Source organism: Photorhabdus akhurstii, assembly GCF_019090985.1.
Taxonomy (GTDB): Bacteria; Pseudomonadota; Gammaproteobacteria; order Enterobacterales; family Enterobacteriaceae; genus Photorhabdus; species Photorhabdus akhurstii.
Map to the genome: position 1 here is coordinate 3,791,810 of NZ_CP020335.1, position 20,537 is coordinate 3,812,346.

Sequence of the window (20,537 nt, forward strand, 5' to 3'; positions counted from 1 at the left end):
TTAGTGGCTTTTAATATGGATATAAACATATTATCACAATATGGCAACAAATTTAACAATATGGAGCCAATTATTTTACAACAAAATCATATCCTAATTGGCGCATTCATTACACTTTATGGGCTAATTATGATTATATCCAGTAGGAATCAGAGATTATTAGAGTCTATATACAGAAGTAATATTAAGGAGATTGCCGAATTCAATTCAAAAGATGTATTCATACCTACACCTATGCAAAACTCAGATTACTTAAAACGAGCTAATAGGAAGCGGCCAAGCGTAAAGTGATATCAATGATTAATACTATTTCCTCACATTTAAAAGAGAGGCAATCAAAAGAATTTAAAAAATTATGTGAATTTCACATTGATTTATAAATATAAACCCCGCTTCGCTGGCGGGGCATTATTTCCTTGGGCATCCCGGCTTTATTATAAGGAGAACTTATTCATATTGGTAACATATGGGTAAGTTTCGCCGTTTCCATCGGTACCTCCGTCTTCACGCTTTGAATACTGTCGATCCGAGTTAGATGTTCGGCATGGAAACGACGATAAGAATGGAGATCCTCAGTAACGATTCTCAGAAGCGCATCACATTCTCCTGCCATTAAGTGACATTCCACAATTTCAGGCATTTCTTGGATAGCATCAGTGAAACGCTGGATCGTCTCTGCATCCTGAGCCTTGAGCCAAATTCGGGCAAACAATGAAAGATTAGCGCCGATCTTCGAACCATCAAGAACGGCAACATAACGCTTGATGACCCCTGCTTCTTCCAATAACCGTACACGCCGCAAGCAAGGCGATGGTGATAAACCAACCTCTTTAGCTAATTCGATATTCTGGAGTCGGCCGTTACGTTGTAAGGCACGAAGAATACGTTTATCAATATTATCTAATTTCATTAGCATTCGATTCCATTAAAACTAAAAATAAATTAATCTGATTGCAATATTAATATAAAAAATGAAAAAATAGACACAAAATATCATAATAATTAGCTTAAAATACCAAAAATTATCTTTTATAGATTGATTATAGCGTCTAGCCTGCCAACTTACTCTTAAACATTTATGGAGGAAAAATCATGCAGTTAGAGAACTTTTTAATTTTCGCTGCAACTGTACTGCCGTTAATCTGTACTCCCGGACCCGATATCATGTTTGTAGCATCTCAAGGTCTGTCAGCAGGAAAAAGCGCAGCCCTACGCGCCAATGCAGGAGTCATCTCCGGTTATTGTCTACATAGCATTCTTGGCGCTCTGGGTGTTACTGCTATTGTGGCAACCTCACCAATTCTGTTCGAGGTGATGCGTTGGGTTGGCGTTGTCTACTTAGCCTATTTAGCGGTTCAGATGTTCCGTTCAGCCATGCGTCCCGGCAAAATTATTTTCTCGTCCTCATCAGCCAAGACCTCGCTGACCAAAGGTTTCCTAACCAGCTTTCTGAACCCTAAGGGGTTGCTGGTTTACTTTGCTATTCTGCCAAACTTCATCACTGCGGACAGCAACTATACGCTCCAATCCATTATTCTCTCAGCAATTTTCATCACTACCTGCGCTCTCATTTACGGATTAATCGGTGTCACCATAGCTAGCATGGGGCAAAAAGGTTCATTCAGCGATCGTCGCCGTCGCTGGGTTGAAGGCATTGCCGCAGGGCTTTTGTGTTTGGCCGCCGGGTACCTGGCGAAGAGCTGAACAGAATGATTGTTGATATAATGCCCAATAATGTCCAGCACTTGTCCAAATACAGGCGCTGGCTGCTGTTCAAATCAGCACTTTTTCACTCTTTTCTTCTGTCAGGTGGTACATCAATCTCAACCTCGCTAAAATCGCATTATTATCAGTAATATTGCAGGCATTACCGTGAAAAATTCTGCTATCTGTACCGCAACCCTAAGTTGGAATGATCAAGGTACCCCGGTTTCAACACAGTTTGATGATGTTTACTTCTCAAATCAGGATGGGCTGGAAGAAACCCGTTATGTATTTCTTAATGGTAACCGCTTTCCCCAACGATTCAGCACTCATTCCCGTTCTAATTGTGTAATCGCGGAAACCGGCTTCGGAACAGGATTAAATTTTCTGACGCTCTGGCAATCATTTGATGCATTTCGACAGCAGAATCCTGATGCGCCATTGAAACGTCTACATTTCATCAGTTTTGAGAAGTATCCGCTGAAAACCAATGACTTAAAAGCCGCTCATCAACGCTGGCCTGAACTTGGAATTTTTTCACAGCAACTTTGCCAGCAATGGCCTCAACCTCTGGCAGGCTGCCACCGACTGATTATGGCAAATGGCGCTGTCACATTGGATTTATGGTTCGGTGACGTCAATGATCTGTTGCCCACAATGGATTCCACTCTTCACGGTAAAATAGATGCCTGGTTTTTAGACGGCTTTGCTCCTGCCAAAAACCCGCAAATGTGGAGTGAACAGTTGTTTGCCGCAATGGCACAATTTGCCCATCCAGAAGGCACCTTTGCAACCTTTACTTCCGCGGGCATCGTCCGTCGCGGTTTACAACAGGCTGGTTTTAATGTCAGTAAAATCAAAGGATTCGGTCGAAAAAGAGAAATGCTGACCGGGGTTCTGGCAACTCAGAAGTATCAGCCATTACCAGCACCTTGGTTTGCCCGGCCGACAGCAAGCCACACCGATGATATCGCGATTATCGGCGGAGGGATTGCCGGTATTCTCACCGCACTTGCTCTACTGCGCCGTGGAGCACAGGTGACTCTTTATTGTCAGGATGCAGCCCCAGCACAAGGTGCGTCCGGTAATCGCCAGGGAGCGCTTTATCCGCTACTGAACGGTAGTAATAACGGACTCGAAAAATTCTTTATCTCTGCATTTACCTTCGCTCGCCGCCAATATGAACAGTTATCAGCGCAAGGAGTTGATTTCAACCATCAATGGTGTGGCGTCAGCCAGCTTGCCTATGATGAAAAAAGTAGTAAGAAAATTGAGAAAATGCTGGCGACAAAATGGCCGAATGAACTCGCCATCGGCATGAATTGTCACCAGTTGAGTGAAAAATGTGGGCTGGATATTCATCACCACGGCATTCACTATCCACAGGGCGGATGGCTATGCCCGGCTGAACTCACTAAAGCAGCAACAGAATTGGCACAACAGCAAGGAATGCTCTGTCGCTTCAATCATCAAGTTACCGCGCTCAATTACAACCAGCATGGCTGGCAACTGCATCTCATGCATCAAGGACAACCATTAAACGCACAGCATAAAACGGTGGTGATTGCCAACGGTCATCATCTCCCCAAATTTGAACAAACCGAGAAACTGCCGGTAACTGCTGTGCGTGGTCAAGTCAGTCACATCCCAACCACAACTGATCTGAGCCAATTGCAAAATGTGCTTTGCTACGATGGTTATATGACACCGGCTAATCCAGCCAATCAACACCACTGTATCGGCGCCAGTTATCAGCGTCATCGGTTTGATAATGAATATTCTGAAACAGAACAGCAGGAAAACCGTGATCGATTGCTGAAATGTTTACCTAATGCCGAATGGGTAAATCAGGTTGATGTTTCTGCTAAACAATCCCGTCAAGGTATTCGCTGCGTTATCCGTGATCATATGCCAATGGTGGGAAATGTGCCGGATCTCAATAAAATAATGACAGATTATCAAGATTTGCCAGAAAAAATCCGCACAGGGAGCCTCATTACAGATGCACCCTGCTATTCCAATCTGTTTGTTATCGGGGCATTAGGTTCTCGTGGATTATGCTCTGCGCCACTCAGTGCAGAAATTCTTGCCGGGCAGATCTTTGATGAGCCATTACCACTGGATAATGAAACATTGGCAGCTCTTCATCCAAACCGTTTTTGGATCAGAAAACTACTGAAAGGCCGTAAATTGTCCCCCTTGTCCGTCAGTGACTGCACTAACGGACGATTGGCAGACCGGAAGTAACATCAACCAACAGGCTGGGTTTGCAGTTCATAACCGATATCCCGGGCATACGTCATCTGAAGCCAATGGGCTTTATGCGGATGTGAGACAAACTGTAAACGAGACCTATTACGAACAACCAACAACGCATAAGCATGGAAACTGTGAATGATGCTATATCGGGCCAGTTCAATCATCGTCTGATTAAGCTGGCTAAATGAAATACGGTCATTGTTAAGAAAATGCCAGACGACCTGAGTGGTAGCAAAGGTGGTCCTGGGTACTGGTGATATCTTTAAATCACCAGCGCAAGGGGAATGGCAGGAGTCATATGTTGTTTACCCAAAGATTGATATCGACGGTTGAGCCGGGCATCGAGCCCGGCGATAGAAAAGTTGAATGTATACTGGATATTAATACCACTTTTGACGAAAATTGTGTAGATACCTATTACTCTGCCTGCGAGGGGAACTGCTTAGATTTAGCTATTTCTGATATGATGCTCTAAAAAATTATCCCATTAGGAATGCCCTACAATAAGGTGCTTACATCGGAAAAACTGCGCTCATGTATTGTAGATCTGCGCAGCAATGATGGCGTTCACTACTTATAAATTGCTCAATTTGTATTTTTTTGTAAAAAAATATTTGCAAATGTTTATTCTTCGTGTGACCTTTATTAAGGTATCAATTCCGATACAGCGAAAAGAAGGATTCAAATACATGTCTAAGTTAGCTAAAGAAATCAAAGAAAATAAAGCTACTGTAACCACAAAAAACAAAAAAGAGTGCTGATCAGAAGGCAATGGCACAATCACTGCTCGACAATGTTTGTGGTGGTGGCGATCGTTGGTTGAAATGGATTAAGAATCACTAAAGTAAGCAACTTTCAGTCAGTTCCTGATAAACGTGAAGCTGATTAAGTTTTTTGAAGCCTTGCCCTCTGTTCCTACTATGTGGAACAGAGGGCAAGGATATCCGCAAAAAGATTTTTTGAGAAATGATTTTCTTAAACAAAATAGCTCGATTTTAGTAGTATTGCGTAATATATTCACAAATAGATTATATAATCCAGTTTCTTATTTAGATTAAAACATCCGGTTATCTTATGAAAAAAATAAAACACTTGGAAATAATTGCAAAGGTTAGTGAAAGGTGCAATATAAATTGCACATATTGTTATGTTTTTAATATGGGTAATGACCTTGCGATCAATTCCAAACCTGTAATTTCTCTTAAAACCGTTTCAAATCTAAAACGTTTTTTAGAGCGTTCTTTAACTGAGTATAATATAGAAAGCATTCAGGTGGATTTACATGGCGGTGAACCACTAATGTTAAATAGAGAAAGATTTTCACGTATGTGTGAAGAATTAATGTCAGGGGATTACAAAGGTGCTAAATTTTCAATTGCATGCCAAACTAATGCAACGTTAATTGACGATGAATGGATAGATATTTTTTCAAAATATAATATCAGTGTCAGCGTATCCATTGATGGCCCAAAACACATTAACGATAAGAATCGTATTGATAATAAAGGAAAAGGTACCTATGATGCAACTGTTTCTGGGCTTTTTAAGCTACAGTCGGCATGGAAGGATGGAAAATTACCCAGCGCTCCAGGTGTTTTATGCGTAGCTAACCCAAACTCCAATGGAGCAGAAGTTTATCGCCATTTTGTAGATGTTTTAAATTGCAAGAGTTTTGATTTTCTTATCCCTGATGAAAGTCATGATAATTGCAAAAATCCTTATGGTATATCTGATTTCTTTTGCTCAGCCGTGGATGAATTTTTTTCTGATGCAGATAAAAAAATCATTGTAAGATATTTCTATGCAACCATTCAAGGGATGTTAAATCCAGGAATATTCCATGTTGCAGGAATGGGAAAAATGAATAATGATATTGTCGCTTTTACAATGGGATCTGAAGGCAATATTCATGTAGATGATATTTTACGGTCATCTAACGATGATATATTTACGGCAATTGGAAACGTCAATGAATTAAGTCTAAATAACGTAATTTCATCGTGGCAGATGCAAAAATACTTTGAAATTGGTAATGATTTACCTGAGGAGTGTAATGAATGCGTTTGGAAAAACATTTGCGGAGGAGGGAATCATATCCAAAGATATTCTAAAAAGGATGGTTTTAATAGACGTACTGTATTCTGCCCATCCGTTAAAAAAATATTAAGCAGAATCGCATCACATTTAATTTCATCTGGCATAAATGAAGATTTCATTGCTAAAAACCTGGGGTGTTAACTAATGATAAAGGCTATTTTTGTTGTTTTGTTTTTTTCATCATTCTCTTATGCATATGAGAAATTACCGATATTAAATATCCGATATGATGATAATGGGCTTCCAATTGTTGATGCAACAATCTCAAACCGTTATCATACGTTAATGTTGGATACAGGAAGTAGCAAAGGATTGCATTTATATAGTTATGAAATAGAAAAATTACTTTCTGAATCTGATTTAAAATCAATGAAAAAACAAGCCAATATAAAACTAGGTGATCTATCTGGAAGGACTTTTACTGTTTCAAGATGGATGATTTCAGAATTATTAATTTCAAACATTCTATTTAAGAACATAGAGTTAGTTAACCTTATCCCGTGGGGGCTATCACTAGGTGATACAAGAAAAGATCCTGAGTCCGAAGTAATCGGACTAGGTGCTTTCAAAGAACAAATGGTACTCTTAGATTTTAAAGATAATAAATTGCAGATTCTTACAAATCAACATTATGACATAACTTCATGGTATTCTTATCACTTTAATTTAACGCCATCAGGAATTTCTTTACGTGCGGAAATAAACGAAATTCCGTTAAATATTATTCTTGATACTGCTGCAACACATTCAATTATATTTTATAATCGCATTCCAGATGGTACTAAATTCAGAAGCTGCAAGTTGATCGATAAAACAGCGTCAAATCTAGATTGTAATACTGTTTCCGTTGATTTAAATGATTCCAAACGAGATAAAAAAAGTATTATATCTATAGTCATCAATCAGAATATGCCAAAAGATATCGATTTTGATGGATTATTAGGAATGGATTTTTTACGAGGCCATAAGGTTATTTTAGATATGCCTAATGAAAAACTTTATTTAAGTAGATAAGAAATGAGCGAGAAAGAATCAATTTTTCGTGAAGAAGCCCTCAGCTATAAAGAAAATTCGTGGTTAGGGGATTTTTCCATTTCAGTTCCTTCAATACTTCCAGTAGCACTATGGATCTCGATGGGAGTTCTGGTTATTACAATTGTAATTTTATTAACCAATTATTCTCAGAGAGTCCCTGCCATTGGACAAGTTTTATACTTTCCGGCTGCTGCTGAATCTGTTTTTAATCAAGATGGAGTTATTTCAAAGATAAAAGTACAACAAGGAGATTTTGTTAAAAAAGGGGAGCTGATTGCGACGGTATATCATGATGTGGTGTACGAAGGCGGGGGCGTTAATATAACATTACAAGAAAATGCAGAAAAACAGATAAAATCACTAAAAAAACGTAAGGAAGAAAAAGGAAAAGAATATGATAATGAAAGATTACGTTTGATGGATAGAATTAGTATAAAGAAACAGGAACTATCGGCAATTAAAAAAGCTCTTTCCTCTGAAATAAAAAGGAATGAAAACCTAAAAAAAAGGTTAGTTTTCTATCAAGATTTACGTAATCAAGGGATAGCCGTAGAGTCTGAAAAAATAGAAAGAGAAAACGATTACCATAACTCCATTTCTCAGATAAATACACTTAATATTAACATAGAGCGCACAATAGGTGAAGAACTTCAATTAGTTGACGAACTTGCACGTTCACAAACCATAGAGAAAGAGGAGATTATATCTATTCAACAAGAAATAATGAGATTAGAACAGCAAGTAATTAATTCTTCTGCGATAGTTGAATCGCGAATCATAGCACCAATAGAGGGTATTATATCTTCAATGAAAATATTTGAAGGAGAGCGGGTTAACACCGGAGGAATTGCAGCTGTAATTGTTCCTAGCGGAGCTAAACCTTTCGTTGAAATATTAATACCGCCTAATGCTTTACCTGATGTAAAAGTGGGGCAAACAGTTATGATGCGTGTTGCCTCTTTACCTTGGGAGTGGTTCGGTAAAGTACCCGGAAAAATTACATCAATTAGTAGCAGTCCTGATTCCCTATCGGGTAAAAACAGACGTTTTCGAGTTGTAGTTATCCCTGATGCAAACGGACGAAAATTACCAACAGGAGTAGAAGTTGAAGCCGACATTTTAACCACCCGGCGACCGCTTTGGGAATGGATTTTCTCTCCAATCAAACGAAGTATTATAAGAGTCGGATCTGAGGGATAGATATGTTTTTTAGGCGAAAAAAAATACCGGTAATTTTACAATCCGAAATTAGCGAATGTGGGTTAGCCTGTTTGGTTATGCTCGCAGGGTATTTTGGGAAACGAATCGATCTGGCAGCAGCCCGTTCGATTCATGAAGTCACTATGGATGGAATGACGCTTCGCAATCTCGTCAATGCATTTGAACAAGTAGGGATGACTTCCCGTGCCTCTCGTGTTGAAATAGAGGATTTACATACTATAACACGACCTGTCATCCTTCACTGGTCTTTTAATCATTATGTTGTTTTGATTAGAGTCAATCGTAAGGGTGCCGTAATTCACGATCCAGCTATAGGTCAACGTTTTATATCTCTTAGGGAACTTTCAGATAAATTTACCGGAGTTATATTGGAAGCATGGCCTATAGAAACGTTTAATAAAGAACCTCTGGAAATTAACGTCAATGTGAAAGACTTATTCAAAGGTATAAGTGGATTAGGGAAAATCCTTTCTAGCGTGCTCGCCATTTCCATTATCATTGAACTCCTATCTATCTCAGTTCCAGCAGCGACGCAATTTACCATCGATACATTAATTCGTTCAAATGATATTCAAGGTATATATTCTTTATCGATTGTTGTTATCTCGGCATTGCTAGCTAAATCATTTTTTTCAGTGATTAGAGCTATAACACTAATGAATCTTAGATATTCGTTAGGGGTTAAGTGGGCGGAAATGTTTTTCAATAGAGTCGTTAGTCTTAAGCTCCCTTTTTTTATAAAAAGACATATTGGTGATATTTCATCAAGATTTCAAGCTCTTTGTGCAATCCAGGAATCCTTTGATTCAAATATGATATCATCAGCTCTAGACGCTATTGTTGTATTTATATCTATAGTTGTTATCATTAACTACTCTCCAATTTTAGCAATCCCTCCTGTTTTTTTTTCATTATTTTACGCAGCGATAAGGATTGGTTTATTCAACAAATTCAAGACATTAAAAAATGAAACAATTATCCATGAATCCATTCAACAATCACATTTTATTGAGTCTATCCGTGCAATAACAGCAATAAAAATGTTGAATCTCGATGTGTTACGCCGTCGGGAGTGGGTTAATTATGTTGTTAATTCCACTCGCTCAGCAAATAGAACATTCAAAATGGACTTATTTACCAATACACTAGGAATTCTTCTTCAAGGGTTATCAGGGGTTTTTATATTAACCACTGGCGCAATCTATTTCGACTCTGGATTATCAACAGGTGCACTTTTTGGGGTAATGTTATATGGTGATATGATTGTTTCAAGAGTAATTAAGCTATCGGATGCTCTTTCTGAGTTCTTCCTCATTTCCATGTATTGCCATCGTTTAACTGATGTAGCTGTTTCTCCTACTGAATCTGAAGGTGGAGAAAAATTTGGAAGTAATATAAGTGGTTCTATCATCATTAAAAATCTAGCCTACCGTTACTCGCAAAATCAACCGTATATTTTTGATGGAATTAACCTTGAAATATTACCTGGCGAAAGTGTAGCTATTGTTGGTGCATCTGGATGTGGAAAGTCAACTTTGTTGAATGTTTTAGCTGGTCTTTATGAACCGACTAATGGTGAAATACTTATAAACGGGAAAAATATATCATCAATGGATAAAAAATCTCTTCGGCAGAAGATTTCTTTTGTAATGCAGGATGATAAGTTACTGTCAGGGACAATAGAGAAAAATATCACTAGCTTCTCCGAAGCTCCTAACCACGAAAGAATGGAGGAATGCGCATCTTATGCCGCAATTGATGATGAAATAATGAAATTACCTTTAGGATATGAGACTAAAATTGGTGATATAGGCAGTACTCTTTCTGGAGGCCAAAGGCAAAGAGTAGCTATAGCTAGAGCATTATATCGGCGTCCTTCTATATTGCTACTTGATGAAGCAACTAGCAATTTAGACATTAATAACGAGAAAAAAATAACGAAAGCAATAAATACTCTCTCTATTACACGTGTTTTTATTGCACATCGCCCTGAAATGATTAAATCAGCAGATCGAATATATAATTTAGATTTAAAATCGTGGGTTAATAGAGATAGCTATAGTGAATTAAAATAATAGTACAGCAGTCAGCCCGCTTTCTTTCCCCGCTGGTAAATTACCCCTTAAAGGGGGTAATTTACCAGCGGGAGAATACAGTAGTTTTATCAAAATTTAGGGCAATGTCAGCCTTCGCCTAAAAGGCATAGGTATCTACACATGCCGAACTGCTCCAATACACTGGCGGCTAGCCAAGTCAGTTCCTCTTTTCTCTCTGTAAGCGTCAGAATCAGTACACAGGCTATACTTGCAATTAAATGACGGCATACTGAATATCAATTAACCATTTTTGACAAAAATTGTGTAAATACCTATGATCTAAAAGGAAGGGGCTTCCCTCGAAAAGTATAGTGAAAACTGAAAAGCCATAAAGAACCGCACCACCAACTATCAGATATTCATATGAATTTTGGTAGCACAGTTCGTTTTCTGCCTCTGAATAAAATTATTGAGTTTTAGCATTATCCAGCAGGCGCTGCCAGGTATTAAGCACCAGAATCTGATCCGGCGGCGCCAATTCTCCCGCTTTAATCGCATTTTGGATACTTTCTTCAACACGGTCATGAAGCTGTTCAGCCGTATGGGCGCCTTCCTGCTCCAATTCTGCTACCGCTAAGGTGAGATGCCCGCGGAGATAACCACCAGCAAACAATTCATCATCACTGGCGTGATCTACCATGCCATCAATTTGCGCTAAAATACGCGTTTCAAACTCAGCGAGCATCATTTTTCCTCAAATTCAGTTTCATTCTGCGAATATATCTTCCGGGTAAGGAAAATGTTCCGCTTTTAACGGAGGCGTATTGTAAAACGATTGCAGCCCCTGAATAAAGCACTCTGCTCTTGCCGGTATTCCCTGCGCTAAATAGTCCATGATCTGCTCATGAACTTTACGCTGAAAAGCTAATCTATCAGGTTCAAAATCCCCTTCAAGGTTGTCACAACTGACATTAAACGGAAAACCTGCCGCAGTACAAAACAACCAATCAAGTGCCTGTGGTTTAATTTCTACTTTTTCAAATTCACTTTGCGTCTGTGCGTCACGACCATCCGGGCAATACCAGTAACCAAAATCCACCAATTTCCGGCGCTCTTGACCCGCAATGCACCAATGCGCAATTTCATGTAATGCACTGGCATAAAAACCATGAGCAAATACAATCCGGTTATAGGAGATCTCTTCATCTGCCGGCAGATAAATAGGTTCATTATCACCTTTGACCAAACGTGTGTTGTATTCATCACCAAAACAGCGATTAAAAATATCAATAAGTTGTTGATAGTTATGCATTATCATGAATTAAAAACAAAACCCTGAATCAGAAATAAAATGCCAACCAGCTACGGATCGTATCGCCGTGATTATCATTCAGTAATTTAATACTCATCAAAAAGGAGATGATGACAATCATTGGGCGAATCAGTTTTTGTCCATGAGTCAAAACTAAACTTGCACCCAACCGCGCCCCAATTACCTGTCCTGCCAACATCACAAGGCCCAATACCCACAAAACTTGACCGCCAAGGATAAAAAGCGCCAGTGAACCTACATTAGAAGCAAAGTTCAGTACTTTAGCATGAGCGGTGGATTTCGCCAGGTTATAGCCACATAACACGACATAAGCTAACGCATAAAATGAGCCAACACCGGGGCCAAATATGCCGTCATATAAACCCAGTCCACTCCCGACAAGCAAGGCGAATGCCACAGGCGTCAAGCGACGATGGCGCTCTTCTATGCCGATGGCTGGCGTCAAAAGGAAATAAAGACCAATGATAATGACCAGAACCGGTAATAGCTGACAGAGAAAATCTGGCTTTATAAACTGGACAATAATCGCACCGGCCATTGAGCCAAGTAATGTCATCAATATGGCAAAGCGTTGAGATTTGAGATCAACCGCACCATAACGAACAAAATAGAGGCTGGCAGAGAAGGAACCGCCCACTGCCTGCAACTTGTTTGTCGCCAGCGCCTGTACCGGAGAGACTCCAACGGATAACAGCGCCGGGATGGTTAGTAAACCGCCACCGCCAGAAATCGAGTCAATAAATCCAGCCATCATTGCAACCAGAAAGAGCAAAATGTAAACTTCCGCACCTGACGACAATAACCAGTCCATATTTCATCCCATCAACAGCAACCGCTTATCAATATTCAAGCTACCCATTTCAGTCTCTGGGATTTTCAAGGCTAGCTTCATTCTCAAGTTCACCAGCGAGGAAGGCTGGATTCGACATCAGCACACTGTGCCCTCTGGCGTAATAGGTGATCCATCAACACAATAGCCATCATTGCTTCCGCAATCGGTACGGCGCGGATACCAACACAGGGATCATGGCGGCCACGAGTGACCATTTCCACCTCTTCACCCTGACGATTAATCGTTTTACCCGGCACCATAATGCTGGATGTCGGTTTCAACGCAATATGAGCAATAATTGGCTGGCTGCTGCTAATACCACCCAGAATTCCTCCCGCATGATTACTGGTGAATCCCAGAGCAGTTATTTCATCTCTGTTTTCGCTGCCGCGTAAATTGATAACACCGAAACCATCGCCAATTTCGACGCCTTTTACTGCGTTAATACTCATCAGCGCATGAGCAATATCGGCATCAAGACGGTCAAAAACCGGCTCTCCCAAACCAGCCGGAACATTTTCCGCGACAACCGTCACTTTCGCGCCAACAGAGTCCCCCGCTTTTTTCAGTTCACGCATCAAGGCATCAAGTTGTTCAAGTTTAGTCTCATCAGGACTGAAAAATGGGTTTTGTTCCACCTGTTCCCAATCTTTCAATTGGCAATGGATATTGCCCATTTGAGTCAAACAGGCACGGACACGAATACCATATCTATCCAACAAATATTTTTTCGCTATTGCACCTGCGGCAACACGCATCGCCGTTTCACGCGCAGAGGAGCGGCCCCCGCCACGATAATCGCGGATACCGTATTTCTGTTCATAAGTGTAATCGGCATGGCCCGGACGAAACACATCTTTAATAGCGCTGTAATCCTGAGAACGCTGGTCAGTATTTTCAATGAGTAAACCGATACTGGTACCGGTTGTTACCCCTTCAAATACACCCGAAAGAATGCGAACCTGATCCGGCTCACGGCGTTGTGTTGTATAACGGGAAGTTCCCGGACGACGCCTGTCTAAATCAATTTGCAAATCGGCTTCTGTGATTGCAATGCCCGGTGGCACACCATCGACAATACATCCCAACGCCAAACCGTGAGATTCGCCAAAAGTGGTGACCCGGAAAAATTGCCCGATACTATTTCCCGCCATCCCAACTCCTTCTTGTTAATCGTTCTTCTATTTGACTCTGCCTGTTTTGCATTATTACCGCAGCTACAACCTGTTCAATTATTCAATCTTTGAATAAACGAAAATGTTCGTGATGTTCAACTAACTGTTGACGTGTCAACATAAATACGCCATCGCCACCATATTCAAATTCCAACCAAATAAATGGCACATCAGGATATTGTTCAATCAAATGCACCATACTGTTGCCAACCTCGCAAATCAACACACCTCGTTCAGTGAGAAAATCTGGAGCAGTCGCCAGAATACGGCGTGCCAGTTTCAAACCATCTGAACCCGCTGCCAAACCCAACTCAGGCTCACGGCGAAACTCTTCCGGCAAGTCGCTCATATCCTCGGCATCGACATAAGGCGGATTTGTGACAATAAGATCGTATTTAACCGGCGGCATATCGCGGAACAGATCAGAACGAATCGGAATGACCCGATGGTCAAGGCTGTGATTCTGAATATTCTGTTCAGTCACGGCCAGCACATCTGCGGAAATATCCACGGCATCTATTTCTGCTTCCGGGAAAGCATATGCACAGGCAATAGCAATACAACCACTACCCGTGCAGAGATCGAGGATATTGGCGGGTTGGTCAGGAATCAATCCTGCAAATTCATTATTAATTAATTCACCAATCGGTGAACGTGGAATCAAAACCCGCTCATCAACATAAAATTCATGACCACAAAACCAGGCTCTGTTAGTCAAATAAGCAACCGGAATACGATCATTAATACGGCGCAGTACCCGTTCGACAATACGATGACGCTCAGTTGATGTCAGTCGCGTGGTTAGCATCTCTTGTGGGATATCCAGCGGCAAAAACAGTGATGGAAGAACCAGTTGCAGCGCCTCATCCCAAGGATTGTCTGTACCGTGCCCGTAATAAATATTCGCCGCATTAAACCGGCTAACAGACCAGCGCAACATATCCTGAATGGTATATAACTCAGCTACTGCCTCATCGATAAAAATCTTGTCCAAAAGCGCCTCCAGCCCTGCAAATTCATTAGCCTGCTAGTTTGCCACGATCATTAAAACAAATCAGCTTTATATCAGGTTAATGACATAGAATTTTCAGTGCTAATGTTCAACGAGCAATGAATTAAGAAATGACAATTAAAAAAGCAGCCCGGATGTTTTATTGCAGATTTTTAATTAATTTTCAGCACAAACCGTCTTATTCAACAACAAGACGGTTTGGTTTCTAGATATTTAACAACGTGTTTCTCTGACTGATTGAGCACTCACAATAATGACATTTTTTCGTATCCATAAATAATAGGCGGATGTTAACAGCACGATCCATACTCCTCCCACATAGAAGGCAATTCGTGTCGCAGGGAAGTAACTGAGAACAGCAATAATAAATATCATAAACACGATGGTCAGAATCGGCGCAACAGGCCACATCGGTACTGGAAATTGTAATTTTTGTACCTCTTCCGGTGACATCTTTTTGCGCATAGCAAATTGAGATAGCAAAATCATTAACCAGACCCACACGGTGGCGAAAGTCGCAATCGAAGCAACAATGACGAATACCTGTTTAGGGAGCAAGTAATTGAGAACCACAGCACACAATAATGCCAGCGTCATAACCATGATTGTCACCCAAGGCACCCCATTACGGCTTAAATGCATAAATTTTTTATGGGCTAATCCTTTCTCAGCCATACCGTACATCATACGACCAGCGCCAAAGATATCGCTGTTAATGGCCGAAATTGCCGCCGTAATGACGATAATATTCAGAATATTCGCCGCCGAACCAATGCCTAACCCCTGAAATATTGCGACAAATGGACTACCTTCTTGGCCGATGCTATTCCAAGGGTAAATCGCCATTAATACAAAAATAGTGAATATATAAAACAGAAGAATACGAAACGGGATAGAGTTAATCGCTTGCGGGATCATTTTCGCCGGATTTTTAGCTTCACTGGATGTAATACCGATGATTTCAATACCGCCGAAAGCGAACATCACAACAGCCAGAGACTCAATAATGCCCCCCACCCCATTAGGCATAAACCCACCGTGTTGCCACAGATTTTGAACTCCCGTCGCCTGAAAATGGCCGCTAAAACCAAACAGAATGATACCTGTTCCGGCAATAATCATGGCGCTGATTGCAGCAACTTTCAGAATCGATAACCAGAACTCCATTTCGCCAAACACTTTAACTTTGCAAAGATTGAGTGCGCCAATAATGAAAATAATGCTAAGTACCCATATCCAACGCGGCACTTCCGGGTACCATAGCCCCATATAAATGCCAAAAGCAGTCACATCCGCCAGGCAAACGATGATCATTTCGAAAGTATAAGTCCAGCCGGTAATAAATCCGGGCAATGGGCCTAAATATTGATGAGCGTAACTGGCGAAAGAACCGGCATCCGGCCTGTGGACCGCCATTTCGCCTAAAGCGCGCATAACCATAAAGACAGCGGCACCACCCACTAAATAAGCTAACAATACCGCCGGACCTGCCATGCTTATTGCTTCAGCAGAACCATAAAAAAGACCTGTACCAATCGCAGAACCCAACGCCATAAACCGGATATGACGTGCGTTGAGTCCTCGCTCTAGTTGTAATGAGGCTTGCATGATTTACCCTCTTATCTTTTATTATTGGGTTTTATCAGAAAGATAAATGTGACAATCAGGCCGGTCAGGTACCGGCCATTGGTTTATTTAATGGTTATTTTTACTCTGTAATATCTGTCCAGAAGGAAGTAATGAGGAGAGATGTTGCTCGGCTAATAATTTCACAGCAGCATCAATATCAGGCGCAAAAAAACGATCCTGATCGTAATAATCTACTTTCGCTCGCAGGATATTACGCGCTTCTTCCAAAATCGGGCTGCTTTTCAGGCCATTGCGGAAATCGATTCCCTGACAGGCAGATAGCCATTCCACTGCCAGAATACCTCGGGTATTTTCTGCCATTTCCCATAAACGACGCCCCGCAGCCGGCGCCATTGATACATGATCTTCCTGATTGGCCGAAGTCGGTAAACTGTCAACACTCGCCGGGTGTGCCAACGCTTTATTTTCACTGGCAAGCGCCGCTGCCGTCACCTGTGCAATCATAAAACCTGAATTCACCCCACCATTCTCAACCAAAAAAGGTGGAAGCTGTGACATATGTGAATCCATCAACAACGCAATACGCCGTTCTGACAATGCACCTATCTCTGCTAATACCAGCGCTAAATTATCAGACGCCATTGCAACAGGTTCAGCATGGAAGTTACCGCCGGAAATCACCTCGCCCTGCTCAGCAAACACCAATGGGTTATCAGATACGGCATTAGCTTCGGTCAGAATAACATCAGCCGCATGACGCAATTGAGTCAAGCAGGCTCCCATAACTTGCGGCTGACAACGTAATGAATAAGGGTCCTGTACCTTGGGACAATTAATATGAGAATCTGATAGTTCGCTGCTCTCTTCCAATACATAACGATACAATGCGGCAACATCGATCTGCCCCTGTTGCCCCCGCACTTCATGTACACGGGCATCAAATGGTTTGCGTGAACCCAATGCCGCCTCTATGGATAAAGAACCACAAACTATCGCTGCCGCCAGTAGATCTTCTGCTTCAAATAACCCACGTAACGCAAAAGCGGTAGAGACTTGGGTTCCATTGAGTAACGCCAAACCTTCTTTAGCCGCTAATGTAATGGGTTGTAAATTGGCCTTTGCCAGCGCTTCTTTGGCTGGCAGCCATTCACCCTGATAACGCGCTTGCCCTTCTCCAAGTAATAGCAGGCTCATATGTGCCAACGGCGCCAAATCACCAGAAGCCCCCACCGATCCTTTACTGGGAATATGTGGATAAATTTCCGCATTGACTAACGCGATTAATGCCTGAATAACAGCAAGACGAATACCTGAGTAACCACGGGAAAGGCTGTTAATTTTCAATACCATGATCAACCGGGTCATATTATCGTCCAACGCTTCGCCGATCCCGGCAGCATGAGAGACAACCAGCGAACGCTGTAGTTTTTCTAAATCATCTTTTTCAATCCGTGTACTGGCTAATAGCCCGAACCCAGTATTAATTCCGTAGGCAGTGCGATTTTCAGCAAGAATCGCATTAACACACTCCACGCTGTGTTCAATAGCAGGAAAAATCTGACTATCCAGCGTGACTTTCACCGGTTGTAGATAAACCTGACGCAGTTCATCAAGGGTCAATTTACCTGGATAAATAGTTAGTTGCTTCATAATGTTCCTTATTTTGTATTAAGCATCGGCAAGTCTAATCCTTGCTCTTTGGCACAATGAATGGCGATTTCATAACCTGCATCAGCATGACGCATAACCCCAGTGGCGGGATCGTTATGCAGCACCCGTGCTATACGTTCTGCGGCTTCATCGGTTCCATCACAAACAATCACCATACCGGCATGTTGTGAGAAACCCATGCCGACACCACCGCCATGATGCAGAGAAACCCAAGTAGCGCCGCTGGCGGTGTTAAGTAAGGCGTTTAACAACGGCCAGTCCGATACGGCGTCAGAGCCATCACACATAGATTCGGTTTCGCGGTTCGGACTGGCGACAGAGCCGGAATCCAGATGGTCACGACCAATAACAATCGGTGCAGAAAGTTCGCCACTGCGTACCATTTCGTTAAAAGCCAGCCCCAGTTTGGCGCGTTGCCCTAAACCAACCCAGCAGATACGAGCAGGTAATCCCTGAAAGCTAATGCGTTCCCTCGCCATATCTAGCCAGTGATGCAAATGTTGATCATCGGGGAGTAATTCTTTAACTTTGGCGTCGGTTTTATAGATATCCTGTGGATCGCCGGAAAGCGCTACCCAACGGAAAGGCCCGATACCACGGCAAAATAACGGGCGAATATAAGCAGGAACAAAACCAGGGAAATCGAAAGCATTTTCTACGCCGACTTCATATGCCATTTGGCGAATATTGTTGCCGTAATCAAAAACAGGAATGCCCTGCTTATGGAAAGTCAACATCGCCTCAACATGTTCCACCATTGAAGCTTTTGCTGCTTTGATGACCTCTGCCGGTGCTGAAATAGCACGTTGGCGATATTCTTCCCAACTCCACTCTTTTGGCAAATAGCCGTTGAGAGGATCGTGTGAGCTTGTCTGGTCAGTGACCAAATCCGGGCGCACACCACGACGAACTAATTCCGGCAAGATTTCAGCGGCATTGCCACACAGAGCGATAGAGATGGCTTTGCCTTCCTGAGTGTATTTTTCGATCCGAGCCAGAGCGTCATCCAGATCTTTCGCTTGTTCATCGACATAACCCGTACGCAGACGGAAATCAATCCTGCTTTGCTGACATTCAATATTTAGCGAACACGCTCCAGCCAATGTCGCAGCCAGCGGTTGCGCTCCCCCCATCCCCCCTAAACCAGCCGTTAACACCCAACGACCCTGTAAACTACCGTTATAATGTTGGCGGCCAGCTTCCACAAACGTTTCATAGGTGCCTTGAACAATTCCCTGACTGCCAATGTAAATCCAGCTACCCGCCGTCATTTGGCCATACATAGCCAGCCCTTTAGCATCCAGCTCATTGAAATGTTCCCAAGTCGCCCAGTGCGGCACCAAATTCGAATTCGCAATGAGTACCCGTGGGGCATTACGGTGGGTTTTAAATACCCCAACTGGCTTACCCGATTGGATTAACAACGTTTCATCGTCTTCCAACTTTTTCAGTGTTTCAATAATCTTGTCATAACATTCCCAATCTCTAGCAGCCCGGCCAATACCGCCATACACCACCAGTTCATGAGGGTTTTCAGCAACTTCCGGATCAAGATTATTCATTAACATGCGCAGAGGAGCTTCGGTTAGCCAACTTTTGGCTGTTAATTGTGTTCCTCTGGAGGCCCGGATATCGGCATTACGAAATTTACTATTCTGGGCGTTCACGATCTGGCTCCTTCTGGTCTTTAGATATTTGTTAAATGTATAGTTGTATATACATGTATATTCAATAGGCCAAATCATTAACGAAAATAACATATTTACAGAGTTATTATTTTTATTTTCTTATAAATCAATTTGTTAATATTATTTCTTTCTAATTATCAAGGAATAATGTTTTTCTTATTTTTGTGTTTATAATCACAAATTATTTACATTAATTTTACAAAAATATAATTTAAGGGAGAAAATGTTTTTCCTGGTACGACAGTCGTAACCCATAACGAGGTTCAGCAGTGGAAAAGCTGATATCGACATATTGCCTTATCACTGTGGTGCATGCGGTTCTACAGATACAGGAGAAAATGACGGCATTACCTTGTCAAGAATTACATTGTCTGTATTTTCTTCAATTTGGCTATTGAGAAAATTTTTAAGAGTTCCCGCTCAAAGTACATAGTATCTGCTCCCAAAAAGAGAGTATAAGATCACGGCTATTTCTCCGAATCAACTGATTTATTCTTTATTCGTAATTAAAAAATATTCGCGGCCTTGCTCTGATTAAAAAGCTTGTTATACAATATAGACATCAATTTCAATGACAATCATTATTACGCCACAAAAAATCATGATTATAATATGATAAACAAAGATAATAATAATTCCGAAAGTAAATTTAATAAAAATAAGGTTGGTGACAAATATGTGTGCTTAAGTGTATAGGAAATTAATAGAAAGTGAATCATTAGCCAATAAATACTATATTAACTATTTTTTCATGAGGAAGAGTGTTGAAAGATTGCGAGATTATCTGTAATGACGCTATGATAGATTATGCCCATGTCTATTAAATTAATGCTCAATATAATAATTTAAAGTCAGGAAAGTAATGAAATCTACTCATTCGCACC

The 20,537-nt window shown here is 41.4% G+C and carries 17 protein-coding genes; 7 read left to right on the forward strand and 10 right to left on the reverse strand.

The window, feature by feature from the left end:
• Positions 1-451: 451 nt before the first annotated feature.
• Complete coding sequence (locus tag B0X70_RS16235) at positions 452-916, reverse strand: Lrp/AsnC family transcriptional regulator (RefSeq protein WP_036814005.1); 465 nt, start codon at positions 914-916, stop codon at positions 452-454.
• A gap of 176 nt (positions 917-1,092) precedes the next feature.
• On the opposite strand from B0X70_RS16235, the gene B0X70_RS16240 reads away from it, so the two are divergent.
• Both B0X70_RS16240 and mnmC read left to right on the forward strand, forming a co-directional pair.
• Positions 1,093-1,704 carry a LysE family translocator gene (locus tag B0X70_RS16240; RefSeq protein WP_036814010.1) on the forward strand — a complete coding sequence of 204 codons (612 nt, stop codon included), beginning with the start codon at positions 1,093-1,095 and terminating at the stop codon, positions 1,702-1,704.
• Between the two features lie 168 nt (positions 1,705-1,872).
• Positions 1,873-3,951, forward strand: coding sequence for a bifunctional tRNA (5-methylaminomethyl-2-thiouridine)(34)-methyltransferase MnmC2/FAD-dependent 5-carboxymethylaminomethyl-2-thiouridine(34) oxidoreductase MnmC1 (mnmC, locus tag B0X70_RS16245; RefSeq protein WP_217469819.1), 2,079 nt, complete (start codon positions 1,873-1,875; stop codon positions 3,949-3,951).
• Between the two features lie 2 nt (positions 3,952-3,953).
• Here mnmC and B0X70_RS16250 read toward each other — a convergent pair whose 3' ends face one another.
• Positions 3,954-4,127, reverse strand: coding sequence for a hypothetical protein (locus B0X70_RS16250; RefSeq protein ID WP_160297024.1), 174 nt, complete (start codon positions 4,125-4,127; stop codon positions 3,954-3,956).
• A gap of 134 nt (positions 4,128-4,261) precedes the next feature.
• On the opposite strand from B0X70_RS16250, the gene B0X70_RS16255 reads away from it, so the two are divergent.
• From B0X70_RS16255 to B0X70_RS16275, 5 genes are all read left to right on the forward strand, one after another.
• A complete protein-coding gene (locus B0X70_RS16255) occupies positions 4,262-4,438 on the forward strand; it encodes a hypothetical protein (RefSeq protein WP_160297023.1) in 177 nt (58 codons plus the stop codon).
• Between the two features lie 599 nt (positions 4,439-5,037).
• Positions 5,038-6,201, forward strand: coding sequence for a cyclophane-forming radical SAM/SPASM peptide maturase XyeB (gene xyeB / locus B0X70_RS16260; RefSeq protein WP_105396429.1), 1,164 nt, complete (start codon positions 5,038-5,040; stop codon positions 6,199-6,201).
• A gap of 3 nt (positions 6,202-6,204) precedes the next feature.
• The gene (locus B0X70_RS16265) at positions 6,205-7,074 is read left to right on the forward strand and encodes a pepsin/retropepsin-like aspartic protease family protein (protein WP_105399086.1); all 870 of its coding nucleotides are present in this window, start codon (positions 6,205-6,207) and stop codon (positions 7,072-7,074) included.
• Positions 7,075-7,077: 3 nt separating this feature from the next.
• A complete protein-coding gene (locus tag B0X70_RS16270) occupies positions 7,078-8,295 on the forward strand; it encodes an HlyD family secretion protein (protein WP_046396550.1) in 1,218 nt (405 codons plus the stop codon).
• 2 nt (positions 8,296-8,297) lie between these two features.
• Complete coding sequence (locus B0X70_RS16275) at positions 8,298-10,391, forward strand: peptidase domain-containing ABC transporter (protein ID WP_105399084.1); 2,094 nt, start codon at positions 8,298-8,300, stop codon at positions 10,389-10,391.
• A gap of 427 nt (positions 10,392-10,818) precedes the next feature.
• On the opposite strand, the gene B0X70_RS16280 is transcribed toward B0X70_RS16275, so the two are convergent.
• The 8 genes from B0X70_RS16280 to hutU all read right to left on the reverse strand — a co-directional run bounded on the left by B0X70_RS16280 (position 10,819) and on the right by hutU (position 19,632).
• A complete protein-coding gene (locus tag B0X70_RS16280; protein WP_036778735.1) occupies positions 10,819-11,097 on the reverse strand; it encodes a YfcL family protein in 279 nt (92 codons plus the stop codon).
• 21 nt (positions 11,098-11,118) lie between these two features.
• Positions 11,119-11,670, reverse strand: coding sequence for an elongation factor P hydroxylase (locus tag B0X70_RS16285; RefSeq protein WP_217469820.1), 552 nt, complete (start codon positions 11,668-11,670; stop codon positions 11,119-11,121).
• 22 nt (positions 11,671-11,692) lie between these two features.
• Positions 11,693-12,496, reverse strand: a complete 804-nt coding sequence (locus B0X70_RS16290) for a sulfite exporter TauE/SafE family protein (RefSeq protein ID WP_105399083.1) — start codon at positions 12,494-12,496, stop codon at positions 11,693-11,695.
• An 89-nt stretch (positions 12,497-12,585) separates the two neighbouring features.
• Entirely contained in the window at positions 12,586-13,671 is a 1,086-nt protein-coding gene (gene aroC / locus B0X70_RS16295) for a chorismate synthase (protein ID WP_036814028.1), read from the reverse strand.
• Between the two features lie 82 nt (positions 13,672-13,753).
• Complete coding sequence (gene prmB / locus B0X70_RS16300) at positions 13,754-14,686, reverse strand: 50S ribosomal protein L3 N(5)-glutamine methyltransferase (protein ID WP_217469821.1); 933 nt, start codon at positions 14,684-14,686, stop codon at positions 13,754-13,756.
• 231 nt (positions 14,687-14,917) lie between these two features.
• Entirely contained in the window at positions 14,918-16,315 is a 1,398-nt protein-coding gene (locus tag B0X70_RS16305; protein ID WP_418889073.1) for an L-histidine transporter HutT, read from the reverse strand.
• 84 nt (positions 16,316-16,399) lie between these two features.
• Positions 16,400-17,944, reverse strand: a complete 1,545-nt coding sequence (gene hutH, locus B0X70_RS16310; protein ID WP_217469823.1) for a histidine ammonia-lyase — start codon at positions 17,942-17,944, stop codon at positions 16,400-16,402.
• Positions 17,945-17,952: 8 nt separating this feature from the next.
• A complete protein-coding gene (gene hutU, locus B0X70_RS16315) occupies positions 17,953-19,632 on the reverse strand; it encodes a urocanate hydratase (protein WP_110086639.1) in 1,680 nt (559 codons plus the stop codon).
• Positions 19,633-20,537 lie beyond the last annotated feature (905 nt).

Excerpts from the sequence above, each read along its gene's own strand:
- B0X70_RS16235 (WP_036814005.1), bottom strand. The coding sequence starts at position 916 with ATGCTAATGAAATTAGATAATATTGATAAACGTATTCTTCGTGCCTTA.
- B0X70_RS16240 (WP_036814010.1), top strand. The coding sequence starts at position 1,093 with ATGCAGTTAGAGAACTTTTTAATTTTCGCTGCAACTGTACTGCCGTTA.
- B0X70_RS16250 (WP_160297024.1), bottom strand. The coding sequence starts at position 4,127 with ATGATTGAACTGGCCCGATATAGCATCATTCACAGTTTCCATGCTTAT.
- B0X70_RS16255 (WP_160297023.1), top strand. The coding sequence starts at position 4,262 with ATGTTGTTTACCCAAAGATTGATATCGACGGTTGAGCCGGGCATCGAG.
- xyeB (WP_105396429.1), top strand. The coding sequence starts at position 5,038 with ATGAAAAAAATAAAACACTTGGAAATAATTGCAAAGGTTAGTGAAAGG.
- B0X70_RS16265 (WP_105399086.1), top strand. The coding sequence starts at position 6,205 with ATGATAAAGGCTATTTTTGTTGTTTTGTTTTTTTCATCATTCTCTTAT.
- B0X70_RS16270 (WP_046396550.1), top strand. The coding sequence starts at position 7,078 with ATGAGCGAGAAAGAATCAATTTTTCGTGAAGAAGCCCTCAGCTATAAA.
- B0X70_RS16275 (WP_105399084.1), top strand. The coding sequence starts at position 8,298 with ATGTTTTTTAGGCGAAAAAAAATACCGGTAATTTTACAATCCGAAATT.
- B0X70_RS16280 (WP_036778735.1), bottom strand. The coding sequence starts at position 11,097 with ATGCTCGCTGAGTTTGAAACGCGTATTTTAGCGCAAATTGATGGCATG.
- B0X70_RS16285 (WP_217469820.1), bottom strand. The coding sequence starts at position 11,670 with ATGATAATGCATAACTATCAACAACTTATTGATATTTTTAATCGCTGT.
- B0X70_RS16290 (WP_105399083.1), bottom strand. The coding sequence starts at position 12,496 with ATGGACTGGTTATTGTCGTCAGGTGCGGAAGTTTACATTTTGCTCTTT.
- aroC (WP_036814028.1), bottom strand. The coding sequence starts at position 13,671 with ATGGCGGGAAATAGTATCGGGCAATTTTTCCGGGTCACCACTTTTGGC.
- hutH (WP_217469823.1), bottom strand. The coding sequence starts at position 17,944 with ATGAAGCAACTAACTATTTATCCAGGTAAATTGACCCTTGATGAACTG.